Annotated in this window: 18 protein-coding genes and 1 tRNA gene; 9 read left to right on the top strand and 10 right to left on the bottom strand. The window is 64.8% G+C overall.

Annotated features, from left to right (window positions below; all coding sequences use genetic code 11):
- Positions 1 to 10: 10 nt before the first annotated feature.
- Positions 11 to 685 carry a YiaD family glycine zipper/OmpA-like lipoprotein gene (locus AC1ME3_RS07170; RefSeq protein ID WP_120300741.1) on the top strand — a complete coding sequence of 225 codons (675 nt, stop codon included), beginning with the start codon at positions 11 to 13 and terminating at the stop codon, positions 683 to 685.
- Positions 686 to 830: 145 nt separating this feature from the next.
- Here the strand turns inward: AC1ME3_RS07170 and AC1ME3_RS07165 are convergent, their stop codons facing one another.
- The 8 genes from AC1ME3_RS07165 to AC1ME3_RS07130 all read right to left on the bottom strand — a co-directional run bounded on the left by AC1ME3_RS07165 (position 831) and on the right by AC1ME3_RS07130 (position 10,813).
- Positions 831 to 1,178 (bottom strand): tRNA-binding protein, encoded by a 348-nt coding sequence (locus AC1ME3_RS07165; RefSeq protein ID WP_480955425.1) that lies wholly within the window; start codon positions 1,176 to 1,178, stop codon positions 831 to 833.
- The gene (locus AC1ME3_RS07160) at positions 1,165 to 1,839 is read right to left on the bottom strand and encodes a glutathione S-transferase family protein (protein WP_056054264.1); all 675 of its coding nucleotides are present in this window, start codon (positions 1,837 to 1,839) and stop codon (positions 1,165 to 1,167) included. Before AC1ME3_RS07160 ends, AC1ME3_RS07165 begins: the two co-directional genes overlap by 14 nt.
- A gap of 280 nt (positions 1,840 to 2,119) precedes the next feature.
- Positions 2,120 to 6,628 carry a glutamate synthase large subunit gene (gene gltB, locus AC1ME3_RS07155; protein ID WP_480955424.1) on the bottom strand — a complete coding sequence of 1,503 codons (4,509 nt, stop codon included), beginning with the start codon at positions 6,626 to 6,628 and terminating at the stop codon, positions 2,120 to 2,122.
- Entirely contained in the window at positions 6,625 to 7,098 is a 474-nt protein-coding gene (locus AC1ME3_RS07150) for a hypothetical protein (protein WP_480955423.1), read from the bottom strand. Before AC1ME3_RS07150 ends, gltB begins: the two co-directional genes overlap by 4 nt.
- A complete protein-coding gene (locus tag AC1ME3_RS07145; protein WP_480955422.1) occupies positions 7,095 to 7,391 on the bottom strand; it encodes a nucleotidyltransferase domain-containing protein in 297 nt (98 codons plus the stop codon). Before AC1ME3_RS07145 ends, AC1ME3_RS07150 begins: the two co-directional genes overlap by 4 nt.
- Positions 7,388 to 8,830, bottom strand: a complete 1,443-nt coding sequence (locus AC1ME3_RS07140) for an NAD(P)-dependent oxidoreductase (RefSeq protein ID WP_480955421.1) — start codon at positions 8,828 to 8,830, stop codon at positions 7,388 to 7,390. Before AC1ME3_RS07140 ends, AC1ME3_RS07145 begins: the two co-directional genes overlap by 4 nt.
- Before the next feature lie 151 nt (positions 8,831 to 8,981).
- Entirely contained in the window at positions 8,982 to 9,791 is an 810-nt protein-coding gene (locus tag AC1ME3_RS07135; RefSeq protein WP_480955420.1) for an undecaprenyl-diphosphate phosphatase, read from the bottom strand.
- A gap of 68 nt (positions 9,792 to 9,859) precedes the next feature.
- Positions 9,860 to 10,813: a complex I NDUFA9 subunit family protein gene (locus AC1ME3_RS07130; protein ID WP_480955419.1), complete on the bottom strand. Its 954-nt coding sequence runs from the start codon at positions 10,811 to 10,813 to the stop codon at positions 9,860 to 9,862.
- Between the two features lie 112 nt (positions 10,814 to 10,925).
- On the opposite strand from AC1ME3_RS07130, the gene AC1ME3_RS07125 reads away from it, so the two are divergent.
- Both AC1ME3_RS07125 and AC1ME3_RS07120 read left to right on the top strand, forming a co-directional pair.
- Positions 10,926 to 11,012: transfer RNA gene (locus tag AC1ME3_RS07125), tRNA-Leu, on the top strand.
- Between the two features lie 93 nt (positions 11,013 to 11,105).
- A complete protein-coding gene (locus AC1ME3_RS07120) occupies positions 11,106 to 12,881 on the top strand; it encodes a site-specific integrase (protein WP_480955418.1) in 1,776 nt (591 codons plus the stop codon).
- A 127-nt stretch (positions 12,882 to 13,008) separates the two neighbouring features.
- Here the strand turns inward: AC1ME3_RS07120 and AC1ME3_RS07115 are convergent, their stop codons facing one another.
- Positions 13,009 to 13,722, bottom strand: coding sequence for a hypothetical protein (locus tag AC1ME3_RS07115; RefSeq protein WP_480955417.1), 714 nt, complete (start codon positions 13,720 to 13,722; stop codon positions 13,009 to 13,011).
- A gap of 35 nt (positions 13,723 to 13,757) precedes the next feature.
- On the bottom strand, positions 13,758 to 14,516 hold the full coding sequence (locus AC1ME3_RS07110) for a recombinase family protein (protein ID WP_480955416.1): 759 nt from the start codon (positions 14,514 to 14,516) through the stop codon (positions 13,758 to 13,760).
- 905 nt (positions 14,517 to 15,421) lie between these two features.
- Between AC1ME3_RS07110 and AC1ME3_RS07105 the strand changes: the two genes are divergently transcribed.
- The 6 genes from AC1ME3_RS07105 to AC1ME3_RS07080 all read left to right on the top strand — a co-directional run bounded on the left by AC1ME3_RS07105 (position 15,422) and on the right by AC1ME3_RS07080 (position 21,814).
- Positions 15,422 to 15,589, top strand: a complete 168-nt coding sequence (locus tag AC1ME3_RS07105) for a hypothetical protein (RefSeq protein WP_480955415.1) — start codon at positions 15,422 to 15,424, stop codon at positions 15,587 to 15,589.
- 734 nt (positions 15,590 to 16,323) lie between these two features.
- Positions 16,324 to 16,560, top strand: coding sequence for a hypothetical protein (locus AC1ME3_RS07100; RefSeq protein WP_480955414.1), 237 nt, complete (start codon positions 16,324 to 16,326; stop codon positions 16,558 to 16,560).
- Positions 16,561 to 16,568: 8 nt separating this feature from the next.
- Positions 16,569 to 17,909, top strand: coding sequence for a hypothetical protein (locus AC1ME3_RS07095; protein ID WP_480955413.1), 1,341 nt, complete (start codon positions 16,569 to 16,571; stop codon positions 17,907 to 17,909).
- Positions 17,910 to 18,859: 950 nt separating this feature from the next.
- Complete coding sequence (locus tag AC1ME3_RS07090; protein ID WP_480955412.1) at positions 18,860 to 19,159, top strand: hypothetical protein; 300 nt, start codon at positions 18,860 to 18,862, stop codon at positions 19,157 to 19,159.
- Between the two features lie 494 nt (positions 19,160 to 19,653).
- Positions 19,654 to 19,809: a hypothetical protein gene (locus AC1ME3_RS07085; RefSeq protein WP_480955411.1), complete on the top strand. Its 156-nt coding sequence runs from the start codon at positions 19,654 to 19,656 to the stop codon at positions 19,807 to 19,809.
- A 259-nt stretch (positions 19,810 to 20,068) separates the two neighbouring features.
- The gene (locus AC1ME3_RS07080) at positions 20,069 to 21,814 is read left to right on the top strand and encodes a type I restriction-modification system subunit M (protein WP_480955410.1); all 1,746 of its coding nucleotides are present in this window, start codon (positions 20,069 to 20,071) and stop codon (positions 21,812 to 21,814) included.
- Positions 21,815 to 21,838 lie beyond the last annotated feature (24 nt).

The following is a 21,838-nucleotide window of genomic DNA, read 5'->3' as shown; positions in this document are numbered from 1 at the left end:
GAGATTATCTATGAAAACCAAGATGTTCGCAGGTGCTGCGATTGCCGCACTGATCGCCACCAGCGGCTGCACGACCGATCCCGAGACGGGTCGCCAGACGATCTCGAAGACCGCTCTCGGCGGTATCGGTGGCGCGCTGGGCGGCTATCTGCTCGGCGACGTGGTCGGTGGACGGCATGACCGGACCGAGAAGCTACTCGGCGCGGGCATCGGTGGTCTCGCGGGTGCAGGCATCGGCGCGTACATGGACAAGCAGGAGCGCGACCTGCGCGCGCGGACCGCGGGCACCGACGTGCAGGTGATCCGCCAGGGCGACGACCTGGTGCTCAACATCCCGTCGGGCATCACCTTCGCGTATGACAGCGCCAACGTGCAACCGCAGTTCCAGCGCACGCTCGACCAGGTCGCGGACACGCTGTCGCAGTACAACCAGACGTATATCGACGTGTACGGGCATACCGATTCGACCGGCAGCGATGCGTATAACCAGACGCTGTCCGAGCGCCGTGCACGGTCGGTCGCGGATTATCTGGCAGGCCACGGCGTGCAGACTGCGCGCATCGGTACGCGCGGCTACGGCGAAACGCAGCCGATCGCGTCGAACGACACCGATGCTGGCCGGGCCGCGAACCGTCGCGTCGAGGTGAAGATCGTGCCGATCACGCAGAACGACCTGCGCCAGTAAGCGGCGGTCTCGGTTGATCCTCCCCCGCCAGGGGGAGGTGTCGCCGCAGGTGACGGAGGGGGAGGATACGCAACAGCGGCTGCCCTTCCTCCCCCTCCGTCTGGCAAGCGCCAGCCACCTCCCCCTGGCGGGGGAGGATCAAACTTTAGAACAGCCTCCCGCCATTCGGGACGTGTCCGGTCGGCGAGATCAACATCACCTTCCCATCCGCATCGGGGAAGCCGAGCGTCAGGACTTCGGACATCATCGGGCCGATCTGGCGCGGCGGGAAGTTGACCACCGCAGCGACCTGCCGGCCGACCAACGTCTCAGGCGTATAATGCTCGGTGATCTGCGCGGACGAACGTTTCACGCCGATATCCGCACCAAAATCAATCCGCAGCTTGATCGCGGGCTTGCGCGCTTCGGGGAAGGGCTCGGCCTCGACGATCGTGCCGACGCGGATGTCGACCTTCTCGAAGTCCGGATACGCGATCATCTCAGAAATCGACATTGTCGTAGTGTGCCGGGGGTGAGATCAGTTCCATCCGTTCGGACAGCAGCGGGCGGAAGCTCGGGCGGCTCTTAAAGCCGCGATACCAGCGCGCGGTCTGGTCGTGGCCCTTCCAGTCGATCCCGCCGAGATAATCGGTCACCGAGATCTGCGCGGCGGCCGCGAGATCGGCGAGGCTCATCGTCGCGCCGCCGAGCCAGTTCCGGTGATCGAGCAAATAATCCATGTAATCGAGATGCCCGACCGCGGCCTTCATCGCCTCGCGCAGGCCCTTGGCGTCGGGCGCGGTGCGGTGCGCGAGGCGCTTGACCATGCGCTCGTGGAGCAGAGGCCCGGTCACGTCGCGGTAGAAATGCGTGTCGAACCACGTGACCAGGCGGCGGATCTCGGCGCGGTTGGTCGCAGTGCCGTTGATCATCGCCGCCTTCTCGACGGTTTCCTCGAAGAATTCGCAGATCGCCATCGAATCGATGAGGGGGGCGACGCCGCGCGACGCGTCGACCATCACCGGGGTCTGGCCGGCGGGGTTCATGTCCATAAACTCGTCGCGACGATCCCAGGGCGATTCGCGCACCAGCTCGTAGCCGACCCCCTTCTCGCCCAGCAGCAGGCGCACCTTTCGCGAAAAGGGACACAGGGGGAATTGATAAAGCTGCCACATGCCATCCGTTTAGGCGGTGGGGGGCGGGTGTGTCACTAGCGCGGGTTGGGATTTGCGCAGGTTGCACCCAAAGACTGTTTCCCCGCGAAGGCGGGGATCCAGACTGGGCTCCCGCCTTCGCGGGAGAACAAGGGGGAAAGGCTGTACCTATTTTTGTACCACCCCGGCGAAGGCCGGGGCCCAGTTGGAAAGGTCGCAATAACGGAGCGCAGCCCTACGTTAGCGACGTCCCCCAACTGGGCCCCGGCCTTCGCCGGGGTGGTGCTTGTGCAGCCTCGCTCTACTCCGCCGCGACTAGTTCTGCGCTGTCGTCCAATGGGTGCGACAAGCGGGTCAGCATTTCCTTCGGCACGATCTGCCAGAAATGGGGAGCCACGCGGTCCCAATCTTCCAGCAGGCCCTTCGACCATTTGCTGTCGGTATGGTCCGCGTGATCTCGGACCAGATCAAGCAACACGTCGGCCCAGTGGAGCGACTTCACGCGATCCCAGGTGATGTTCTCGGGGTTGGCGCGCTTCGCGAACACACCGTCGGGATCGTAGACGAACGCCATGCCACCGGTCATCCCCGCGCCGAAGTTCGCGCCGACCGCGCCGAGCACCACGGCGATGCCGTTGGTCATGTACTCGCAGCCGTTCGCGCCGCAGCCTTCGACGACCACGATCGCGCCCGAGTTGCGGACCGCGAAGCGCTCGCCCGCCTGCCCTGCCGCAAACAGCCGGCCCGAGGTTGCGCCATAGAGAACGGTGTTGCCGATGATTGTGTTGTCTTGGCTCGCCAGAGGCGAACTCACCGCCGGTCGGACGATGATCGTGCCGCCCGAGAGCCCCTTGCCGACATAGTCGTTCGAATCACCGAACACTTCCAGAGTGATGCCCTTGCACAGGAACGCGCCGAGCGACTGCCCCGCCGAGCCACGCAGCCGGATCGTCACGTGGTTGTCCGCCAGCGTCGACATGCCGAACTTCCGCGTGATCTCGCTCGACAACCGCGTACCGACCGCGCGGTGCGTGTTGCGCACCGAATAGGTCAGCTGCATCTTCTCGCCCCGCGAGAACACCGCGGATGCGTCCTTGATGATCTGCGCGTCGAGGCTGTCCGGCACTTCGTTGCGGAAGGTCGAGAGCGAGAACCGGCGCTGCGAATCGTCGGCATCGACCTTGGCCAGGATCGGGTTGAGATCGAGATCGTCGAGATGCTCCGCGCCGCGGCTGACCTGCCGCAACAATTCGGTGCGGCCGATCACGTCGTCGAGGCTCTTCACGCCGAGCCGCGCGAGGATGTCGCGGACTTCCTCGGCGATGAAGGTCATCAGGTTGATCACCTTTTCGGGCGTGCCGACGAACTTCTGGCGAAGCGCGTCATTCTGCGTGCAAATGCCGACCGGGCACGTGTTCGAATGGCACTGGCGGACCATGATGCAGCCCATCGCGACCAGCGATAGCGTGCCGATCCCGAACTCTTCCGCGCCGAGGATCGCGGCGATGACGATGTCGCGCCCGGTCTTGAGCCCGCCATCGGTGCGCAGCCGCACGCGACCACGCAGGCCGTTGAGCGTCAGCACCTGGTTGACCTCCGACAGGCCCATTTCCCACGGCGTGCCCGCGTATTTGATCGAGGTCTGCGGCGAGGCACCGGTGCCTCCGACATGGCCGGCGATCAGGATCACGTCGGCATGCGCCTTCGCCACGCCCGCCGCGACCGTGCCGATGCCCGCCGACGAGACGAGCTTCACGCACACGCGGGCGCGCGGATTGATCTGCTTCAGGTCGTAGATGAGCTGGGCGAGATCCTCGATCGAGTAGATGTCGTGGTGCGGCGGCGGCGAGATCAGCGTCACGCCGGGGGTCGCATGGCGCAGCTTGGCGATGAACTCGGTGACCTTGAAGCCGGGCAGCTGGCCGCCCTCGCCGGGCTTGGCGCCCTGCGCGACCTTGACCTCGATCTCCTCGCACGCGTTCAGATATTCCGCCGTAACGCCGAACCGGCCGGACGCGACCTGCTTGATCGACGAGTTGGCGTTATCGCCGTTCGCGTAGGGCACGAAGCGCGATTTGTCCTCGCCGCCCTCGCCCGAGACCGCCTTCGCGCCGATCCGGTTCATCGCGATCGCCAGCGTTTCGTGTGCTTCGGGCGACAGCGCGCCGAGCGACATGCCGGGGGTGACGAAGCGCTTGCGGATCTCGGTGATAGCCTCGACCTGATCGACCGGAACGCCCTCCGCGGGGAAGTTGAACTGGAGCAGATCGCGCAGATACACCGGCGGCAGGTCGGACACGCCGCGCGAGAACTGTAGATAGCTCGTATAGCTGTCGGTCGCGACCGCGGTCTGGAGCAGGTGCATCAGCTGCGCGGAATAGGCGTGCGTTTCGCCGGTGTGGCGCTGGCGATAGAAGCCGCCGATCGGCAGCGTCGCGACGGCCGGATCGAATGCCGCTTCGTGGCGATCGGTCGCGTTGACGTGGAGCGAGGCATAACCCTCGCCGCTGATCTTCGCAGGCATGCCGGGGAACAGATCGTTGACCAGGCTGCGCGACAGGCCGACCGCCTCGAAATTATAGCCGCCGCGGTAGGACGAGATGACCGCGATGCCCATCTTCGACATGATCTTGAGCAGCCCCTCCTCGACCGCGACGCGGTGGCGGCGGAGGCATTCGGCCAGCTCCAGATCGCCGAACAGCCCGCGCGACTGCCGATCGACGATCGCCGCCTCGGCGAGATAGGCGTTCACGGTTGTCGCGCCGACGCCGATCAGCACAGCGTAATAATGCGTGTCGAGGCATTCGGCCGAGCGGACGTTGATCGACGCATAGGAGCGCAGGCCGCGGCGGACGAGGTGCGTGTGGACCGCGGCGACCGCGAGCACGCCGGCGATGCCGACGCGGTCTTCGGAGATCGCCTCGTCGGTGAGGAAGATCTCGCTCTTGCCCTGGCGGACGGCCTGCTCCGCCTCGTTGCGGATCCGCTGGATCGCCGCGCGGAGCTTCTCGGGGCCACCGCCGACGTCGAACGTGCAGTCGATCTCTGCAACCGCGTTGCCGAAATGCGCCTTCAACCGCGACCAATGCTCGCCCGTCAGCACCGGCGAATCGAGCACGAGGACGCGCTCGCGCTGGTCGCGCACGTCGAGGATGTTGGCGAGATTGCCGAACCGCGTCTTGAGCGACATCACGTGGCGCTCGCGCAACGGATCGATCGGCGGGTTGGTCACTTGGCTGAAGTTCTGGCGGAAGAACTGGCTGATCAGCCGCGGCTTGTCGGAGATGACGGCGAGCGGCGTATCGTCGCCCATCGATCCGATCGCCTCCTTGGCGGATTCGACCATCGGCGACAGGATCAGCTCCATGTCCTCCATCGTCTGGCCCGCGGCGACCTGACGGCGCGCGAGTTCGGCACGGTCGTAGCGCACCACGGCGTCCTCGACCGAGGGGAGGTCGGCGAGCGTATGAAATTCGCCGATCATCGCGGCGTAGTCCGCCTCGCCGGAAATGCGATCCTTCACTTCGCGATCCTGGAGCAGGCGCCCTTCATCGAGGTCGACCGCGATCATCTCGCCGGGCCCGAGGCGGCCCTTGGCCACGATCGTCGATTCGGGAACGACGACCATGCCGCTCTCGGAGCCGACGATCAGCAGGCCGTCGGAGGTCAGCGTGTAGCGGAGCGGACGCAGCGCGTTGCGGTCCATACCGGCGACCGCCCAGCGGCCATCGGTCATCGCCAGCGCGGCGGGGCCGTCCCACGGCTCCATCACCGACGCGAGGTACTGGTACATCGCGGTATGTTCGGGCGGCATGTCCGGGCTGGCGGCTTCGGGCACGAGCATCAGCTTGGCGGTCGGCGCATCGCGGCCCGAGCGGCAGATCGCCTCGAACACCGCGTCCAACGCAGCGGTATCGGAAGCGCCGGCGGGGATCACCGGCTTGATGTCCTCCGAATTGTCGCCGAACGCGAGGCTCGCCATGCGGATCTCGTGGCTGAGCATCCAGTTCTTGTTGCCGCGGATCGTGTTGATCTCGCCGTTGTGCGCGAGGCAGCGGAACGGTTGCGCCAGCCACCATTGCGGGAAGGTGTTGGTCGAATAGCGCTGATGAAAGATCGCGACGCGGCTCTCGAAGCGCTGGTCGCACAGGTCCGGGTAGAAAACGGAGAGCGATTCGGCGAGGAACAGCCCCTTGTAGATGATCGAGCGGCACGACAGCGAGCAGATGTAGAAGCCCTGGATCTGCGCCGCGATCACGCGCTTCTCGATCCGGCGGCGGACGAGGTACAGCGTCTTCTCGAACTCGGCGGCGTCCTGCTCTTCGGGCAAGGGCCCGGCGATCATGATCTGCTCGATTTCCGGCCGCGTCGCCTGCGCCTTCTGGCCGATCACCGACACATCGACCGGCACCTGCCGCCAGCCATAGATGGTGTAGCCCGCCTCGATGATCGCGCTCTCGACAATCGTCCGGCAATCCTCCTGCGCGCCGAGATCGGTACGCGGGAGGAAGATCATGCCGACGGCCAAGCGGTTCGGGCGCACCTTGTGGCCCGAGGCGGCGACCGCGTCGTCGAAGAAGCGCAGCGGCAGGTCGATGTGCAGGCCTGCGCCATCTCCCGTCTTGCCGTCCGCATCGACCGCGCCGCGGTGCCACACGGCCTTCAGCGCATCGACCGCCGACTGCACGACACGGCGCGACGCACGGCCATCGGTGGCGGCGACTAGGCCTACGCCACACGCATCGCCCTCGAATTCGGGACGGTACATGCCTTCAGCAGCGAGACGGGCGCGTTCGGTTTCGTTGGTCATGCCAACCATTCCTTCTTGTCGACGTAGGTGAGCGCGCGCTGGGTCGCGGCGCGGAGAATGTCGGTGGCCTGGACCGCCTCGATCAGCTTGGCGAACCGCGCCTCGCTGGTCAGCGGATAGTCGTGGACCAGACGATTGCGCAGCTTGACGACTGCCATCCAGCCGTCGGCGCTATCGATGATCCGCAGCGCCTCCATCCGGTTGGCGACATCGCGAGCGTACAGGTCCTTCGTATCCACGGCGCGTGCCTGGAGGATGGTGCGGAACAGCCGCATCAGCTGGTCTTCCAATTGCTCGACCGTTTTCAGCAGCGCGCGCGATCCGACGCGGCCGTGCTCCGTCATCGCCTCGAACGCCGTCAGATCGGTCGGCACGGTACCGAGCAACCGCATATCCTCGTCGAGAGCGATGGTGAGCGACCGCACCCGGTCGCATATGATTTCGAGGATGTCGTCTTCGGGTTCCGTCACAGCACGATCCCATCGCGATAGGCGATGCGCTCGAACCCGCGCGGCGTACCGCCACGGATGGTCAGCACGACATCGACCTTTTGCGGGTCGATCCGTTGAAACAGCCTGTCCTCGAATTTCCCGCGGGCACGCCCTTCGTCTGCAACGTCATCGACCTCGATGTGGAGATCGATGTCGCCGCCGCGCTCGCTGTCGTCGACCCGGCTGCCGAAAAGGCGCACGACCGCGGTTTCGCCGAACGTCTCCACAACGGCCTCCTTGATCGCCGCGACCTCTTCGGGGTTCAACCTCATGCCGCGACCTTCGCGTTGGCTGCCTTGGTCTTCAGCCATTTGTGCATCGTCGCGGCGACGTCGCGGCCGTCGCGGATCGCCCAGACGACGAGGCTGGCACCGCGGACGATATCGCCTGCCGCGAACACGCCGTCGAGCGAGGTCATCAGCGTCTTGCCGTCGACGAGCACGGTGCCCCACCGGCTTACGCCCAACTCCGGCGTCGCGAACAAGGTGGGCAGGTCCTCGGCGTCGAAGCCGAGCGCCTTGATGACGAGATCCGCATTCACCGAATAATCGCCGGCGGGATCGGGTTCGGGTGCGCGGCGGCCGCTCGCGTCGGGCGCACCGAGACGCATCTTCCGAACCTTGACGCTCGACACCATTTCGCCGCCATCGAAGCTCTGCGGTCCGGAAAGCCAGACGAACTCGACGCCTTCTTCCTCGGCATTGGCGACTTCGCGCTGCGATCCGGGCATGTTGGCGCGGTCGCGGCGGTAGAGGCATTTCACCGACTTCGCCCCTTGGCGGATCGCGGTGCGGACGCAGTCCATCGCGGTGTCGCCGCCGCCGATCACGACGACGTCCTTGCCCTCCGCATTGAGGCTGCCGTCGTCAAAGGCGGGAACGGCGTCGCCGAAGCCCTTGCGGTTCGATGCGACGAGGAAGTCGAGTGCTGGCACCACGCCGTTCGATCCGCCACCGGGCAGATCCATCGCACGCGCCTTGTAAACGCCGGTCGCGATCAGGATCGCGTCGTGGCGCTGGCGGAGATCGTCGAGGCTCGCATCGTCGCCGACCGCAAAGCCTTCGTGGAAGACGATACCGGCGGCCTTGAGACGCTCGACGCGGCGCATGACGATCGGCTTTTCGAGCTTGAACCCGGGGATGCCGTAGGTGAGCAACCCGCCCGCGCGGTCGTAGCGATCATAGACGTGGACGTCGTAGCCGTGCCCGCGCAGATATTCCGCCGCGGTGAGACCCGCGGGTCCCGCACCGATCACGCCGACCGACTGGCCGCGCGACTTGCCAGGGACCAGCGGTTCGACCCAACCATTCTCCCAGGCGGTGTCGGTGATGAACTTCTCGACCGAGCCGATCGTGACCGCGCCGTGGCCGGTGAATTCGATGACGCAATTGCCTTCGCACAGCCGGTCCTGCGGACAGATCCGGCCGCAGATCTCGGGCATCGTCGAGGTCGCGTTGCTCAGCTCATACGCCTCGCGCAGCCGCCCTTCCGCGGTCAGCCTGAGCCAGTCGGGGATATGGTTGTGCAGCGGGCAGTGGACCGAGCAATAGGGCACGCCGCACTGCGAGCAGCGCCCGGCCTGCTCCTCGGCGGGTTGAACCGCGTATCGCTGCGCGATCTCGCGGAAGTCCTCCTGCCGCTCATCCGCGGTGCGCTTTGCCGGATAGGATTGCTCCCGCCCGACAAACTTTAGCATCGAATCGTTCGCCATACATGCCTCCGACAGCCGCGTTATTGCGCCATCAGAAGCTTGTCACCGTGAAATCGACCAGTATGTCAGCATTAATGCCGTATTAAACCATCAAATCAACCAAATTATCTAAGAACAATTCTCAACAAGGCTTATTCATTCCGAAACGGACTTACTTGCTGAGCAACCAGACCAGCGCGGCCGAGCCGGCAGCTACCCGGTACCAGGCAAAAGGCACGAACCCGTGCTTGGTGACGATCCCGACGAACCACTTCACCACCAGCAGCGCAACGACGAACGACACCGCAGCGCCGATCGCGATCGCGCCAAGTCCGACCCCGCCGCCGCTCGCGATCGCATCGCGGTTCTTCAGCAGTTCGAGCGCGCTTGCCCCCAACATCGTCGGGATGGCGAGAAAGAAGCTGAACTCGGCCGCAGTGCGCCGCTCGACGCCCAGCGCCAGCGCACCCAGAATCGTCGCACCGGAGCGGCTGACGCCGGGGACCATCGCAAGGCACTGGAGGAAACCGATACCAATTACCGTCTTCAGCGGGATGTCCGCCACGCCGCTGATGTCGCTGCGCGGTGCGAACCGCTCGACCGCGAGGATCGCGAAGCCACCGACGATCAGCGCGATCGCGACGACTTCGGCATTGCCGAGCAACGCCTCGATATAATGATGCAACGCCAGCCCGATCACCGCCGCCGGGATGAACGCGACGACCAGGTTGCGCAGGAACAACCAGGATTTCGGTTCGCGGCGGACCAGCCCCATGCCGACCGCCCAGAACGTCCGCCAGTACAGCACGACGATCGCCAAGATCGCGCCGAGCTGGATGACGACGTTGAACACCTCCCAGCGCCCCGCGTCATAGCCGAGCAACCGCGTGGCGAGGATCAGGTGCCCGGTCGACGAGACGGGCAGGAATTCGGTGATCCCCTCGACGATGCCGAGCAGGATGACGGTAAGAAGTTCGGTCAAGCAGGCGCTCCGGCGTCGCAGGTTTCAGAAGAGGCGCGGGTTTCAGGGCACTCTTAGCACGTGCAGCATTAGTCTGCGTGAACTTCCGCACGCGTCTCGGCGCGGCGGCCGAACCGCCCAGCCTTGCGAAAGCGCACCAGCCAGCCGGGCGCGACCGTCGACAGTGGTGTAGCCTCGATCCCGAACGCGGCGAGGCCATCGGTGCCGGTGACGATATTGTCGGTCTGCAGCATCGTCCACTGATCCTTGGTGATCGGCGCACCCGGCAGGAATCCCCCCTTGGCGATCAGCGCCCCGGCAAAGTCCGGCAGTTCGACGATCGAGGGATTGCGGCCGATCGTCTTGGCGATCCAGCGGATGAGATTGCCCATCGTGATGATGTCGGGCCCGCCGAGTTCCAGCGTCCGGCCGCCGAACGTCTCGGGATCCGACGCCGCCGCCACCACCGCGTCGGCCACGTTGCCGACGAACACGGGCTGGAACTTCGCGCCCGCGCGCAGGACCGGCACGACCGGCGCCTTAGCGATCATCCCGGCAAAGCGGTTCACGAACTGGTCTTCCTGGCCGAACACGATCGACGGTCGCAGGATCGTCGCGCTCGGGAACGCATCGAGCACCGCTGCCTCGCCCTGTCCCTTGGACTTGCCGTAGGCCGAAGCGGACGCGGGATCGGCGCCGATTGCCGAGACGTGCACCAGCGCGCCGACGCCGGCCTTCGCCGCAGCCTGCGCCACCGTCTGCGCGCCTAGCGCCTGGACGCGCTGGAAATCGCCCGCCAGCACGCCGACCAGGTTCACCACGACATCCGAGCCATGCACCGCATGCGCGATCGTCTCGGGCTTGGTGACGTCGGCACCGACGAACTGCGTCTGGCCGAGCCCGCCGAGCGGTTTCAGGAAGAACGCCTGCCGCGGATCGCGCTGTGCGATGCGGACGCGTGCGCCCGTCGCCAGCAGCGCCTGTGCGACATAGCGGCCGACGAAACCGCCACCCCCGATCAGCGTCACCAGTTTGTCGTTCATCGCGCGTCCGTCCACTTTGTTTTGCCTGCCAATCACGAATAACCCCTTGCCCCAGCGATAGGGTTGTTGACAAGCATCGCGACCCTCCCCTAGAGGCGCCCTCCTACCCCGTGCCCGGATGGCGGAATTGGTAGACGCACCAGCTTCAGGTGCTGGCGATCGCAAGGTCGTGGAGGTTCGAGTCCTCTTCCGGGCACCATCTTCCCCGTAAGGGGTTGAAACGACGAGAAAAGCCCACTTCTCCGTGAGTTACGCTCCCAAATCCGGTACAAGGAATGGGACAAACTCCGTCATGGGCAAGTCGCTCGATTGGGTTCGCGAAGAACCAACAGGCCGCCTCATTTTCCGACGCGCCTACCCCGAAGCCATCCGAACGTTTCTTCCGAAGGCCGGACAGCGCGAGCTGAAGGTTCCACTGCGGGCCAAGCGCTACATGACGTCGGAAGCGTTCCGGCTGTACGACCAAGCCATCAAGCGCTTCGAAGCGGACGTGCGCCATGCCGTCGCCGCCCAGGCCGTAGAGGGCCGGAAGGCTACCGGGACGGTCGACGCGCTCACACCGGACCTAATCGCCTACCTCGTGACATCCTTCAAAGCCGAAGACCTGGAACTGGAACAGGAGGCACGGTGGACCGCTCGGCCCCTCGAAAAGAAACTGGAGGCCCGCCAGCGACTGGAGGAGAATTGTCGGGCGGACCTGACGGAAGCGCTCCAGCTTCGCGCCCTCGGGGACATGGAAACAATTCTCAGCCAGTGGGGCGGCCCGGCCTTCGACCACGCGGAACTCCACGGCTTCTTGATCGACCGGACGAGCCCGCAGTTCGTCAGCTATGTCCGCGCCTTCCACGACGCCCAAATTGAGGCATGGCAGGCCATCCTCCGGCGCCTCCAGGGCGAAGACGTCCCCACACCCGTCGTCCCTCCGCGCCCTGCCGAGCCCGTCAGTGCCCCTCCGCCGCCAGCAGCTCCCGCTAGGACCGGCCAGACATTCGAGGCGATCGTAGAGGCACTCATGGAGAGCCCCACAAAGCCCATGAGCGCGACGACGAAGGAAAGTGTGAGAACGGCCCTCAGGCTCTTCCGGGAGTCCGTAGGCGCCCCACGTCCCGACGAGATCAACCGTGCGATGGTAGCCGATTGGCTAGATGCCCTCGCTCAGCGCCCCGCCAAGCTGCCCCAGGAACATCGCGCCATCCCATTGCCTGCCCTGGTCGAGCTGTACCGCGATCGACCTGAGGTTCCCCGGCTGGCCGCTAAGACGCTCGTGCAACACCTGAGCGCCCTCGGGGCACGCTGGACCCAGGCAGGCCAGCGGGGCCGGCTGGACCGGGAAGCGCCGAACCCGTTTAAGGACCATGACCTCGAAAGGGCCAAGAGGCCGCGCAAACCGAAGGGTTTCTCCACCGACGAACTATCGGCAATCTTCGCGCTCCCATTGTTTACGGAAGGCTCTAGGCCACTCGGAGGCAAGGGACACGCTTCCTACTGGGTTCCACTTCTCTCACTCTTCACAGGAGCAAGGCCCGAGGAAGCCGCACAGCTTCTAGTCCAGGATATATACCGGGATGCCAAGACAGGCCGTTGGGTGGTCCGCATCACCGACGAAGGCGAACACCCTCACAAGGGCCAGCAAGGCTTGAAGACGGACGAGAGTCCCCGGACCTTCCCGATCCCCCAGCCACTGATCGACCTGGGACTTCTTCGATACCGCCAGCGCCTACTGGACACGAAGGAGACCGCGCTGTTCCCGAAGCTCAGGACGAAGGGCGAACGGGGCTATCTCTTCTCAGGCTTGGGGCTCTGGTGGAGTAAATACCTGAAGGACAACGGCGTCCACCTAGCGGGGACCGGACGCCAGCCCATGCGCGAGTTCCGCCACACCTGGAGCACGGCGGCCCGCGCCAGCGGCATCGCTCGGGAGAACATGGCGTACATCCAGGGCCACAAGCTGCCCGACGAGACGGCAGGGGAAGGCTATGGCGACCTCAGCCCGCTCGGCTTGGCAATCGACCAGCTCAGGTTGGACGGCCTAGACCTGAGCGGCGTGAAACCTTGGACGGAAGCGTAAACGCCGACGACTTCCCTGCACTGTCAAATTTGACACCCAAGGGCTAAGGAGCCCAAGTTTTCCAAGGGTTTTCGCCTGTTCAACCGAAACAACATTCCAAGGCCCCTGAGGGCGCTGGCCGGCCCCCTCAGAACGGATGCACGACCGCCGGCTCCGCGGGTCTCGCCGGTCCCTCGCCGGTCTCCCAAGCCTCCAGCAGGGTCCGGGCAGAGGCCAGCAACCTCTTCCGGTCCTCTTCTTCAAGTGAATGGAGCATGGCGCTGAAGGCCTCCAGGTGCCCGTGGGCCTCCTCAGTCCGCTCCGCCGCAAGCGGGTCGACCGCCGGGCCCTCCAGATCGTCGTCCTCCTCCGGCCCCTCCCCGTCACACCGGGGCTTGAAGTTAGCCCCTTCATTCAGCTCTAAACCCATCTCCCTCAGGCGAGCACGGACCGTCTCATGGCTGTACATGCCGTTGAGCGCCGCCGAGATCACGCGAGAGGACTTCGGGACCTCAGGCGACTCTAGGTGCCGGCCAGCCTCCACGAAGGCGTCCCAGACCTTCCGCTTGTCAGCACGGCCCAGAGCCTTCCCGTGCGTGGTATTGGCGATCATCGCCTCCCCTTTGGCCTCCTCCAGGCTCATCCGGGCGACGGACGCTTCGATCCCTGAGACCCCGTAGTCTTCATGGGCGAAATAGCGGTGGAAGCCATCGACCAGATAAAGAGCCTTGCCGATCCGAGCGACCTTCACGGGCGGGAGGGGCTTGCCGGCCTGGAGCATCCCCAGAAGCTTGCGAACGTGCTGGTGATTAATCCCGCCCGCCCGGAGCTGAAAGTCCTCTCGGAGAATGACCGTCTCCAAGGCCAGCGTCTCCTGCTGCCATTGCCGGGCTGAAGTCACGCCGCGTCCTCCTGGGCGTCCTGAGGCACCAGCCGGGCCATCAGGTTCCGCACAGACGAAGCGTGCCACTTGCCTCCCCGAGGGGTGAGAATGTTGGTTTCATTCAACGCTGCCGCCATGCCTCCCAGCGACGTGACGCCCCGTGCGGTCAGCCCCGCCACGGTCTCCCGCAGGGCCTCAGCGAACGCCTGGGCATCGCTAGACACCTGGGCACAAGCCGCTCCGTTGCCCTTGCCGGCTCGCTGGAAGGCCGCTGCACCGTTCGGGTTCCCCAGGCGCCCGCCGGTCTTCCAAGGCGTTCCATCGGCCTTGTAGCCGACTCCCACAGCCGCCGCCCGCTCCTTAGCGACCTTCAGGGCCGCCGTGGTCCGCTGGGAGATCATCTCGCGCTCCTTCCGGGCGAGCATAGCCATGATACCGACAATGAACTCATCAGCGTGTGGCATGTCGGCGGCGGTGAACTTGACCCCGCTCTCTTGAAGGGCTGTGAGGAAGGCGGCGCTACGGGACAGACGGTCCAGCTTGGCGATGACCAGCCGCGCCCCTGTCAGCTTCGCACGTTCCAAGGCCTGCCTCAGCACGGGCCGGTCATCCCGCTTCCCGCTCTCGACCTCAGTGAAAGGAGGAGCGACCAGCTCCCAGCCCCGATCGCGGCAAAGGGCCTCAACGGCGGCCTTCTGTGCTTCCATGCCAAGGCCCGATGCACCCTGTCGAGCGGTCGAGACCCGGTAGTATGCCACGGCGCGTTCGGTCACTTTCAGTCTCCGTTCAAATCCCTGTACCGTTCGTTAGGCGGTCTTGTATGACATGGTCAAGGGCCTTCGGTCCGTTCCCGATCGGTCTCTCGGGGGCAGCAGCCCCCGCCGTTCGCTACGGTCTCCCAATGCCCCGCCAAGTCCGACCGGAGCCCCTACGTCCTCAGGCTCGCCGGGGTCCGAGGTCGGCGGGGGACGGCAGGGGACGGCATTGCGGCGAGGTCCCTCAGGTCCCACGCTGTCGTGTGACGAGTGTGCTAGATATGTCACACCTACACACTCCTTACTGGCTCCCAGGCCTAATGTCCCCGGCGGTTCACGACAGAGCCGGACCGAAACGCCAATGTCCTCCGCGAAGGCCGCCAGTCACCTCCAGGTCCCTACGCTAGGCGGCGGCGCCCGGCATCCGGCTGACGTCACGGGACAACGGAAACTCCAACTCATTCAGATATTTAGGGTCCCCTTGGGTCCCCTCCTACCCAGCCGGGGGAGCCCATTGCGATCGTCAGTAATCGGGTTCGAAATCGACGGCTTCGCTCGCGCCGCCACAGCGCCAGTCCGACCCTGAGTACACCCGCCGGTCCCTGGAGGCTCGCTCAGGATAGAACCGATTATTTCTTGGGCGCCGACGTGCTCCTACTGCCCGCCAGTCGCGAAAAGGCCCCGCCGGTCCCTGAGGACGAGGCCGATGGCTGGTTCGCTATGCCAGACCCTGGGAGGACCTGGGCCCAGGAGGTCGAGGCGTGGTTTCATGGGAGGCGGAAGGGCAAGCGCCTGTTTCAGCCGTAAATGCTGGCGCTTGCCTTAGATCATATTGGCGGGCAGATTCCTCCTGTCGGCACGCCTAGCCTGAAGCACGGTGACGATGGGGGCGCTCTAGCTTTCGCTTAACATGGAGCGAGACCATGCCGGAAGTTTATGACTGTGCCTATTACTCAGCCCGTGCCGCTAAGGTCACTGAACAAGCTGAAAAGGCGACTGACCCAGACATCGCCACTATCTATCGTAAGATGGCCGCCAGTTATCGCGAACTTGCTGAGTTAGCGCCTAAATCGCGTCGTCAGACACAGTAAGCGTGCTTTACGCCACGACTGCGGGGCTCATGCCATCTGTCCCAGCTCGCCTTCGCAGTCACCGACCGGGCACCGAAGGACGCCGTAGAGACCCGCCGTTCTCTTTGGGTCCCATGCCGCCGCGCGGGTTCCATCCAGGCCGGACCGAAGGCCGCTGAGATCGACCGGGCCGCCTGTTTCCCGAGGGGGTTCCTGAGGGCTCCACGGGCCCCATTCGGGGGCATCCACGAAACGGCTGATTTCCGCCATTCCTGCATTGGTGCGACCGTATGTACATCTCGCCGCTCAGCGGGCGTCCCGGACTTAGTGCCACCTTGTGTACATCCCGCTGAAACCGGACCGGCGCATTAGTGCAACCGTTAGGGCAATCGGCATTAGTGCGACCGTTAGCACAACCCGCATTAGTGCCACCGTTAGGTCAACCGAATTAGTGCGACCTTATAGACAACCGGCTGGGACGGCGGGGGGTTTGGGGGGCACAGGACCTGAGGACACTAAAGGTCCCAGAAAGTTTATGACAATCTGATCATAACCCTAAAGACTCCTCAGGATCATTAGGTCTCCAGAGGACCTTCAGTCTCTTTAGGTGGACCGAACCCCTTTCCGTCCGGCCTAACGATCCATCCTCAATTTCAACTCCAGTAACGGCGTCCGGTCTTCGGTCCAGCCGAAGGTTTCCGCATGTCTCCGCCGGATCAACGCTACGCCGTATCAACCTGACAAGGAAACTGCTCGTGATTGCTCTTCCCGCTACTGATCCGATTACCGCACTGACCTATGGTCCCTGTGAGGAAAGCGACTTGCCGCTGATCCAAGGCACGGGGTTGGCCTGGGTGAATGAAGAGGGTGGCTTGCATCACCTGATCGTTCTCATTGGCGCTTCCGAAACCCCGCCGACGAACACGGTCGACTTCATTGTCCAGGGGAACGGCAGGCTGTCCGTTTCTCTCACCCGCGCCATCGACATCTAAGGGGCCCCATGTCCAAAACGTATGAGGTCCAAGGACCAGACGGCTTCACGTACGAAGTCACCATGCCCGACAATGCCGACGAGGGCGCGATCGTCGAGCGTGTCCAGGCCTTTGCCAAGGCTAAGGCTCAGCAGGCCGGACCGAACGCCCCCGCCGCCCCTACAGGACCCGGCACGTTCATGGAGAACGCCAGCGCCACCGCAGGCCAGATTATGGACGGCTTTATCCCAGGGTCCCGTAAGTTCCTCGCAGGGGCCGGATCAGTCGTAGGGAACGGTATTGCCGCCGCGATTGGACCGGACGACTTCGATCCCGCCGAGGCCTACGCCAGCGGGACCGCCTCCAGCGACATCGACCACGCCCGGCTGGAGGCCGAACACCCTCAGATCGCCACCGCCGCGAGCATTGCCGGTCTCGTTGGGTCCTTCGCGCTCCCAGGCCTCAACCTCGTTCGGGGCGGTCGTATGGCAGCGGGCATCGCCAACGGGGCCCTCACGGGCGCCGGCTACGGTGCACTCTCTGGCCTCCTCAACGATACCGGCGGGGGCCGGCTGGAGAACGCCGCGATGGGCGCAGGCTTCGGGGGTGCACTGGGCGCCGCCGCCGCCCCGATCGCTCAGCGGGTAGCCGGCACGGTCGCTACGGTTCGCCGGAACGTCCCAGGCGTCAACGCCGCCCTCAACGGCCTAGAGAACATCCCACGCCGCCTCTCAGGCCGCCAGCCGCTCCCGCCGACCGCTATGGCCCACGCCCAGGCCGAACGTCTCCTAGCCGAGGATATGGCACAGGACACAATCTCGACCGGCTGGGGAGCTGGGACCGTTCCTGCCACACCCGACAACGTCGCCGCTGAGGTGGCCCGCCGGCAATCCCTCGGGGTCCCAGCGATCCCTGGGGACGTCAGCGACTTGCTCACACGTCGGACGGGCACGGCATTGGCTGGACAAGGCCCTGTCGCCACCAGGGCCCGCGAGATGATCCAGGCCCGGCAAGCTCCGCAGGGCTCCCGAGTTCGTCAGCACGTCATTGACGAGATGGGCCCCGCCGTCGATCCGATCCAAGAGGCCGAAGCGATCACCGCCCGCGCCCGCACGGCCGCCGGCCCCGCCTATCGGGAAGCCTACGCTCAGGGCTCGCCTATGGTCATCACGCCGGAGCTTGCGGGCCTGATGGACCGTCCGGCCTTCCGGGATAGCCTGCCCCAGGCCTACAGGAACATCCAGAACCGAGGAGGCGACCCTGAAGCCTTGGGGTTCTCCTGGGACCCGGAGACCGGCCAAGTGGGAATGACACAGGCCCGACCTTCGAAGCCTTCGACCAAGTCGTCCGTACGCTCAACGGGAGCCTGAAGCGTAACCCGCTCACCGGGCGCCCTGAGATGGACAACGTGACCGCAGGGACCAGTGCTGTCTCTCAGGAACTGGACGGCTATCTCCGCCGGACCAATTCCCATTTCGATCGGGCCAAGGCGGACTATGCCGACGACATGGCAATCCGGGACTCTCTGGAGCGCGGACAGGCCATCGGGAAGCTCACAGGGCACGAGATCAACGCCCAGGCCCGAACGATGCCCCAGCACGCTCAAGAGGCGTGGATGGCAGGCGCCCGGACAGCGCTGGCGGACGGTGCGAGCACGGCAAGCCTCAACCCCACCGCGAACGTTGCTCAGTCGACCCGGCAAGCCCTGGGGCTTTCAGGGGCCGGCGGCGGTGCAATGGGCGACCCGGTAAAGCTCCAGGCCATCGAAGGCCTCTCAGGGCGTCCAGGTATGATGAACCGATTGGACGATCGCCTAGAAGCCGAACAGCAGGCCTACAGGACCTTCGCAGCGGCGGCGCCTCCTCCCCGCGCTCAGTCGACCGAAGAGGACCTACAGAACCTCGCCGGGGCCTTCGTCGGAGCCGGTCGAAAGCTGATAGGGGGCAATCCCATCGGGGCCCTCGCCACCGCCGCCCTTCGGGGCAATCCCCGCGGCACCCTGAGCTTCCGGCAGGGAGTCGAGGACCGAACGGCGGAGCTATTGACCGCGTCGTCTCCTCGGGCCCTCAGCGACGCTATGGGCGCTATCAAGAAACGGGGCTCTTCGATGCCGCCGCCGCTGCCTCCAGGAACGCAAGGGCCGGCATGGTCGCAAGGTCCGGGGCGCTCTTCAGCGCTGCCCAGTCAACGGACCCGATCGACCTCAGCGACGACCCGTACGCCCCCTTTCCGTGAACCTCAGATACCCTCAGCCTCCTTCGGGACGCTGGGGGTTCTTTTTTCGACTAGGCGGCGAGTCAGCGGTGCGTAAGATGCCGGCATGGATACCGAACGCCCCCAACCGGCCATGAGGGCTTGGCAGGACTGCCTAGTTGACACGATCCTGGAGGAGCTGGCCTTGGGCATGAACGTCCGCATAGTCCTCCCCGGCGCTTCGGCACCGATGGCTGTCGAGGATGCGCGCGTGGAAGGCGCCCTAGTCCTCCTCAGCGATCAACCGGGCACCCGGTATTATCTAGGGTCGATGGCTGGCGTGACGCTCATGGCGGCCCCTCTGGACGGGAGAGGGACGGGGACATGGAGGCCGCACTCCTGGACGCCCACGATGAACATCGACTGATTCCATGCTCGACCCCGCGACCCTGAGAGCCGCCGCCACGCTTGCACGCCTGAGGGCGGAGAGAGCCCAGCGTCACCCCAGGGTCGAGGGAGACGAGAGGGACGGCATGGAACGGCTGGGCGCCTATCGGGCCCTGACGCAGCTCGCCGTGGACCTGGAGGTCTCGGCTAGGCACGCAGAAGATGGTCCGCCCGATGAGGTCGACGACCAGTAACCGCAGTGCTCCAATGTACTATGCTTTGTACTAGCGGGCGCGGTCTTTCGCATCATCGACGCGAACCCTTGGTTGATTTACCGTCTCGACGGTGAGACCGAGCGACCCCGACGACATCAGCCCCGAGTGGATGGGACAGGGAGAGCCGAAGACCACCCAGGACCTGTGCGATGCGCTTGAAGAGCTACGGCTCTTGGCGATCCGCCTGAACCAGAGGACCGTCGGGGCAGTGATAGCGAGTGCTATCGGCCTCATCTGCCACACGACGCACTGAGCCCCCATGATGACTGAAGAAGACGGGAAGGCCCTGAAGGCCCGGCTCGAAGAAGTGTTGGCGTTGGCTGACGGCCACGGCCTGTTACTAACGGCCATACGGATCGCTGAGGCTATCGACGCTCTTGCCATCGAGGCCCGGCAGGATCGTCGAGCCGCATAGTCTCCCGCCGCCCCGCGAATGTCTGGCGTGTACCAGGGGGCGTCCAAAAGGGCTTTGGCATGAGAACCGATTAGAAGACTCACTGAGTCCCATGCGGGCCCCGCCGCTACCCTCGGGGACATGGCGACGCCTAACGCCTGTCAGTGACTCTCCCAGACGCTCCTAGCCTATCCAGGCCGGCAGGGTCTCCAGGTCCTCCAGTGCCAGCACGATTCGCTGGGGCACTGAGCCGTCCGCCGGGACCTGATCGACGAAGTAAATGCCGCATCCCATGCAATGGCCGGTAGCGCCCTCTCCCAGGTTCACCGAAGCGCCGCTGAAGGCCCGCAAGGTCGGCAACCGCTTTGGGCCGACGCCGGAAGATGAACGGGATCTTGCCCTCGACACCCCGGCATCGATAGATAAGGTGTCGGCCACACTCAGGGTGTCGAGGAATAATTTAGTGGCTGTTGACCTTCAAGACCTGTCTCGCCGCCTATTCAAGACGGCTGAGCAGCTCTGGACCAACACGGCGCTGCGGCCAGATCAGTACGCGCAGCCCGTGCTGGCCCTCATCGCCCTGCGCCAGATGGAGGCGAAGTTCGACGCGGTGCACAAGACCGAGATCGCACCGAAGTTCGTAGGCCGCCTCAAGGCCACCCCAGCCGACTACCAGGCCCGTGGCGCGATCTACCTGCCCGAGGTCGCCCGCTACTCCTACCTGCTGGGCCTGCCGGAAGCCGCAAACCTCGCCGAGGCGCTTAACACGGCGATGAAGGCCATCGTCGACAACAACCCCGACCTGGCCGGCGTGCTGCCCCAAGGCTACGGCTCGCTGCCCGACAGCGTCCTGCGGGAGCTAATGCGTTTGCTGGCTCCGCTCGATATCGAGGGCGACGCCTATGGGCTGATCTTCGAATACTTCATGGGGGCCTTCGCCTCCGCGTTTATGCAGAAGGGCGGGGAGTATTTCACGCCCTCCTCTATCGTGAAGCTGATCGTGGACGTTATCGAACCCTACCACGGCACTATCTTCGACCCCGCTTGCGGATCGGGTGGCATGTTCGTGCACTCCGCCGAATTTGTCCGCCGTCACCATAGGGCCCCGGAGCGCGAGATCAGCGTGTACGGGATCGAGAAGATGGTCGACACTCAGAAACTCTGTCGCTTAAACCTCGCGGTTCACGGCATGTCGGGCGACATCCGTGAGGCGAACAGCTACTATGACAATCCCCACGGGATGGTTGGCAAGTTCGACTTCGTAATGGCCAACCCGCCGTTCAACCAGTCTGAGGTCGACCGGGGTCGGCTGGTCAACGACGCAAAGGTGGTAGACGCGCGGTTCCCGTTCGGCCTGCCGACGACCAACAACGCGAACTATCTTTGGATCAGCATGTTTTACGCGGCGCTGAACGAGCGTGGCCGCGCAGGGTTCGTCATGGCCAACAGCGCCAGCGACGCGGGCGGCTCCGAGCGCGAGATGCGGCGCAAGCTGATCGAGACCGGGGCGGTCGATTGTATCATCACCACCTCGCCCAACATGTTCTTCACCGTGACGCTGCCGGTGACCTTGTGGTTCCTTGATCGCGGCAAGGCCAAGGGTCCTCGCAAGGACGAGGTGCTTTTCATCGACGCGCGGCATGTCTTCCAGCAGGTCTCGCGGGCACAGCGGGATTTCCGGTCCGATCAGGTCGAGTTCCTCGCCAACATCGTGCGCCTTTGGCGCGGTGAGGAAGAGGAGTTAGTCGCAGGCAGCGCGGCGGCTATGACCGAGACGTTTGGCGACGAGGGCTATAGGGACGTCGCAGGCCTGTGTCGTGTCGTCAGCCGGGTCGACATCGCTGGACAGGACTGGAGCTTGAACCCCGGCCGCTATGTCGGCGTGGCCCCAGGCGAGCAGGAAGATGATGAGGATTTTAAACTGCAGCTGGAGATGATGCAGGAAAGGCTGGAGACACTAAACATCGAGGCTGGCCGACTTCAGAATGTGATTTCGCGAAATGTTGCCTTGGTATTGGATGCGTAATGCAGAACTTTGCGATATCCCCCC

This window comes from Sphingomonas sp. BL2 (genome assembly GCF_056680015.1).
Note: the sequence above shows the minus strand (reverse complement) of the source record. Positions and strands in the feature narration are given on the sequence as shown.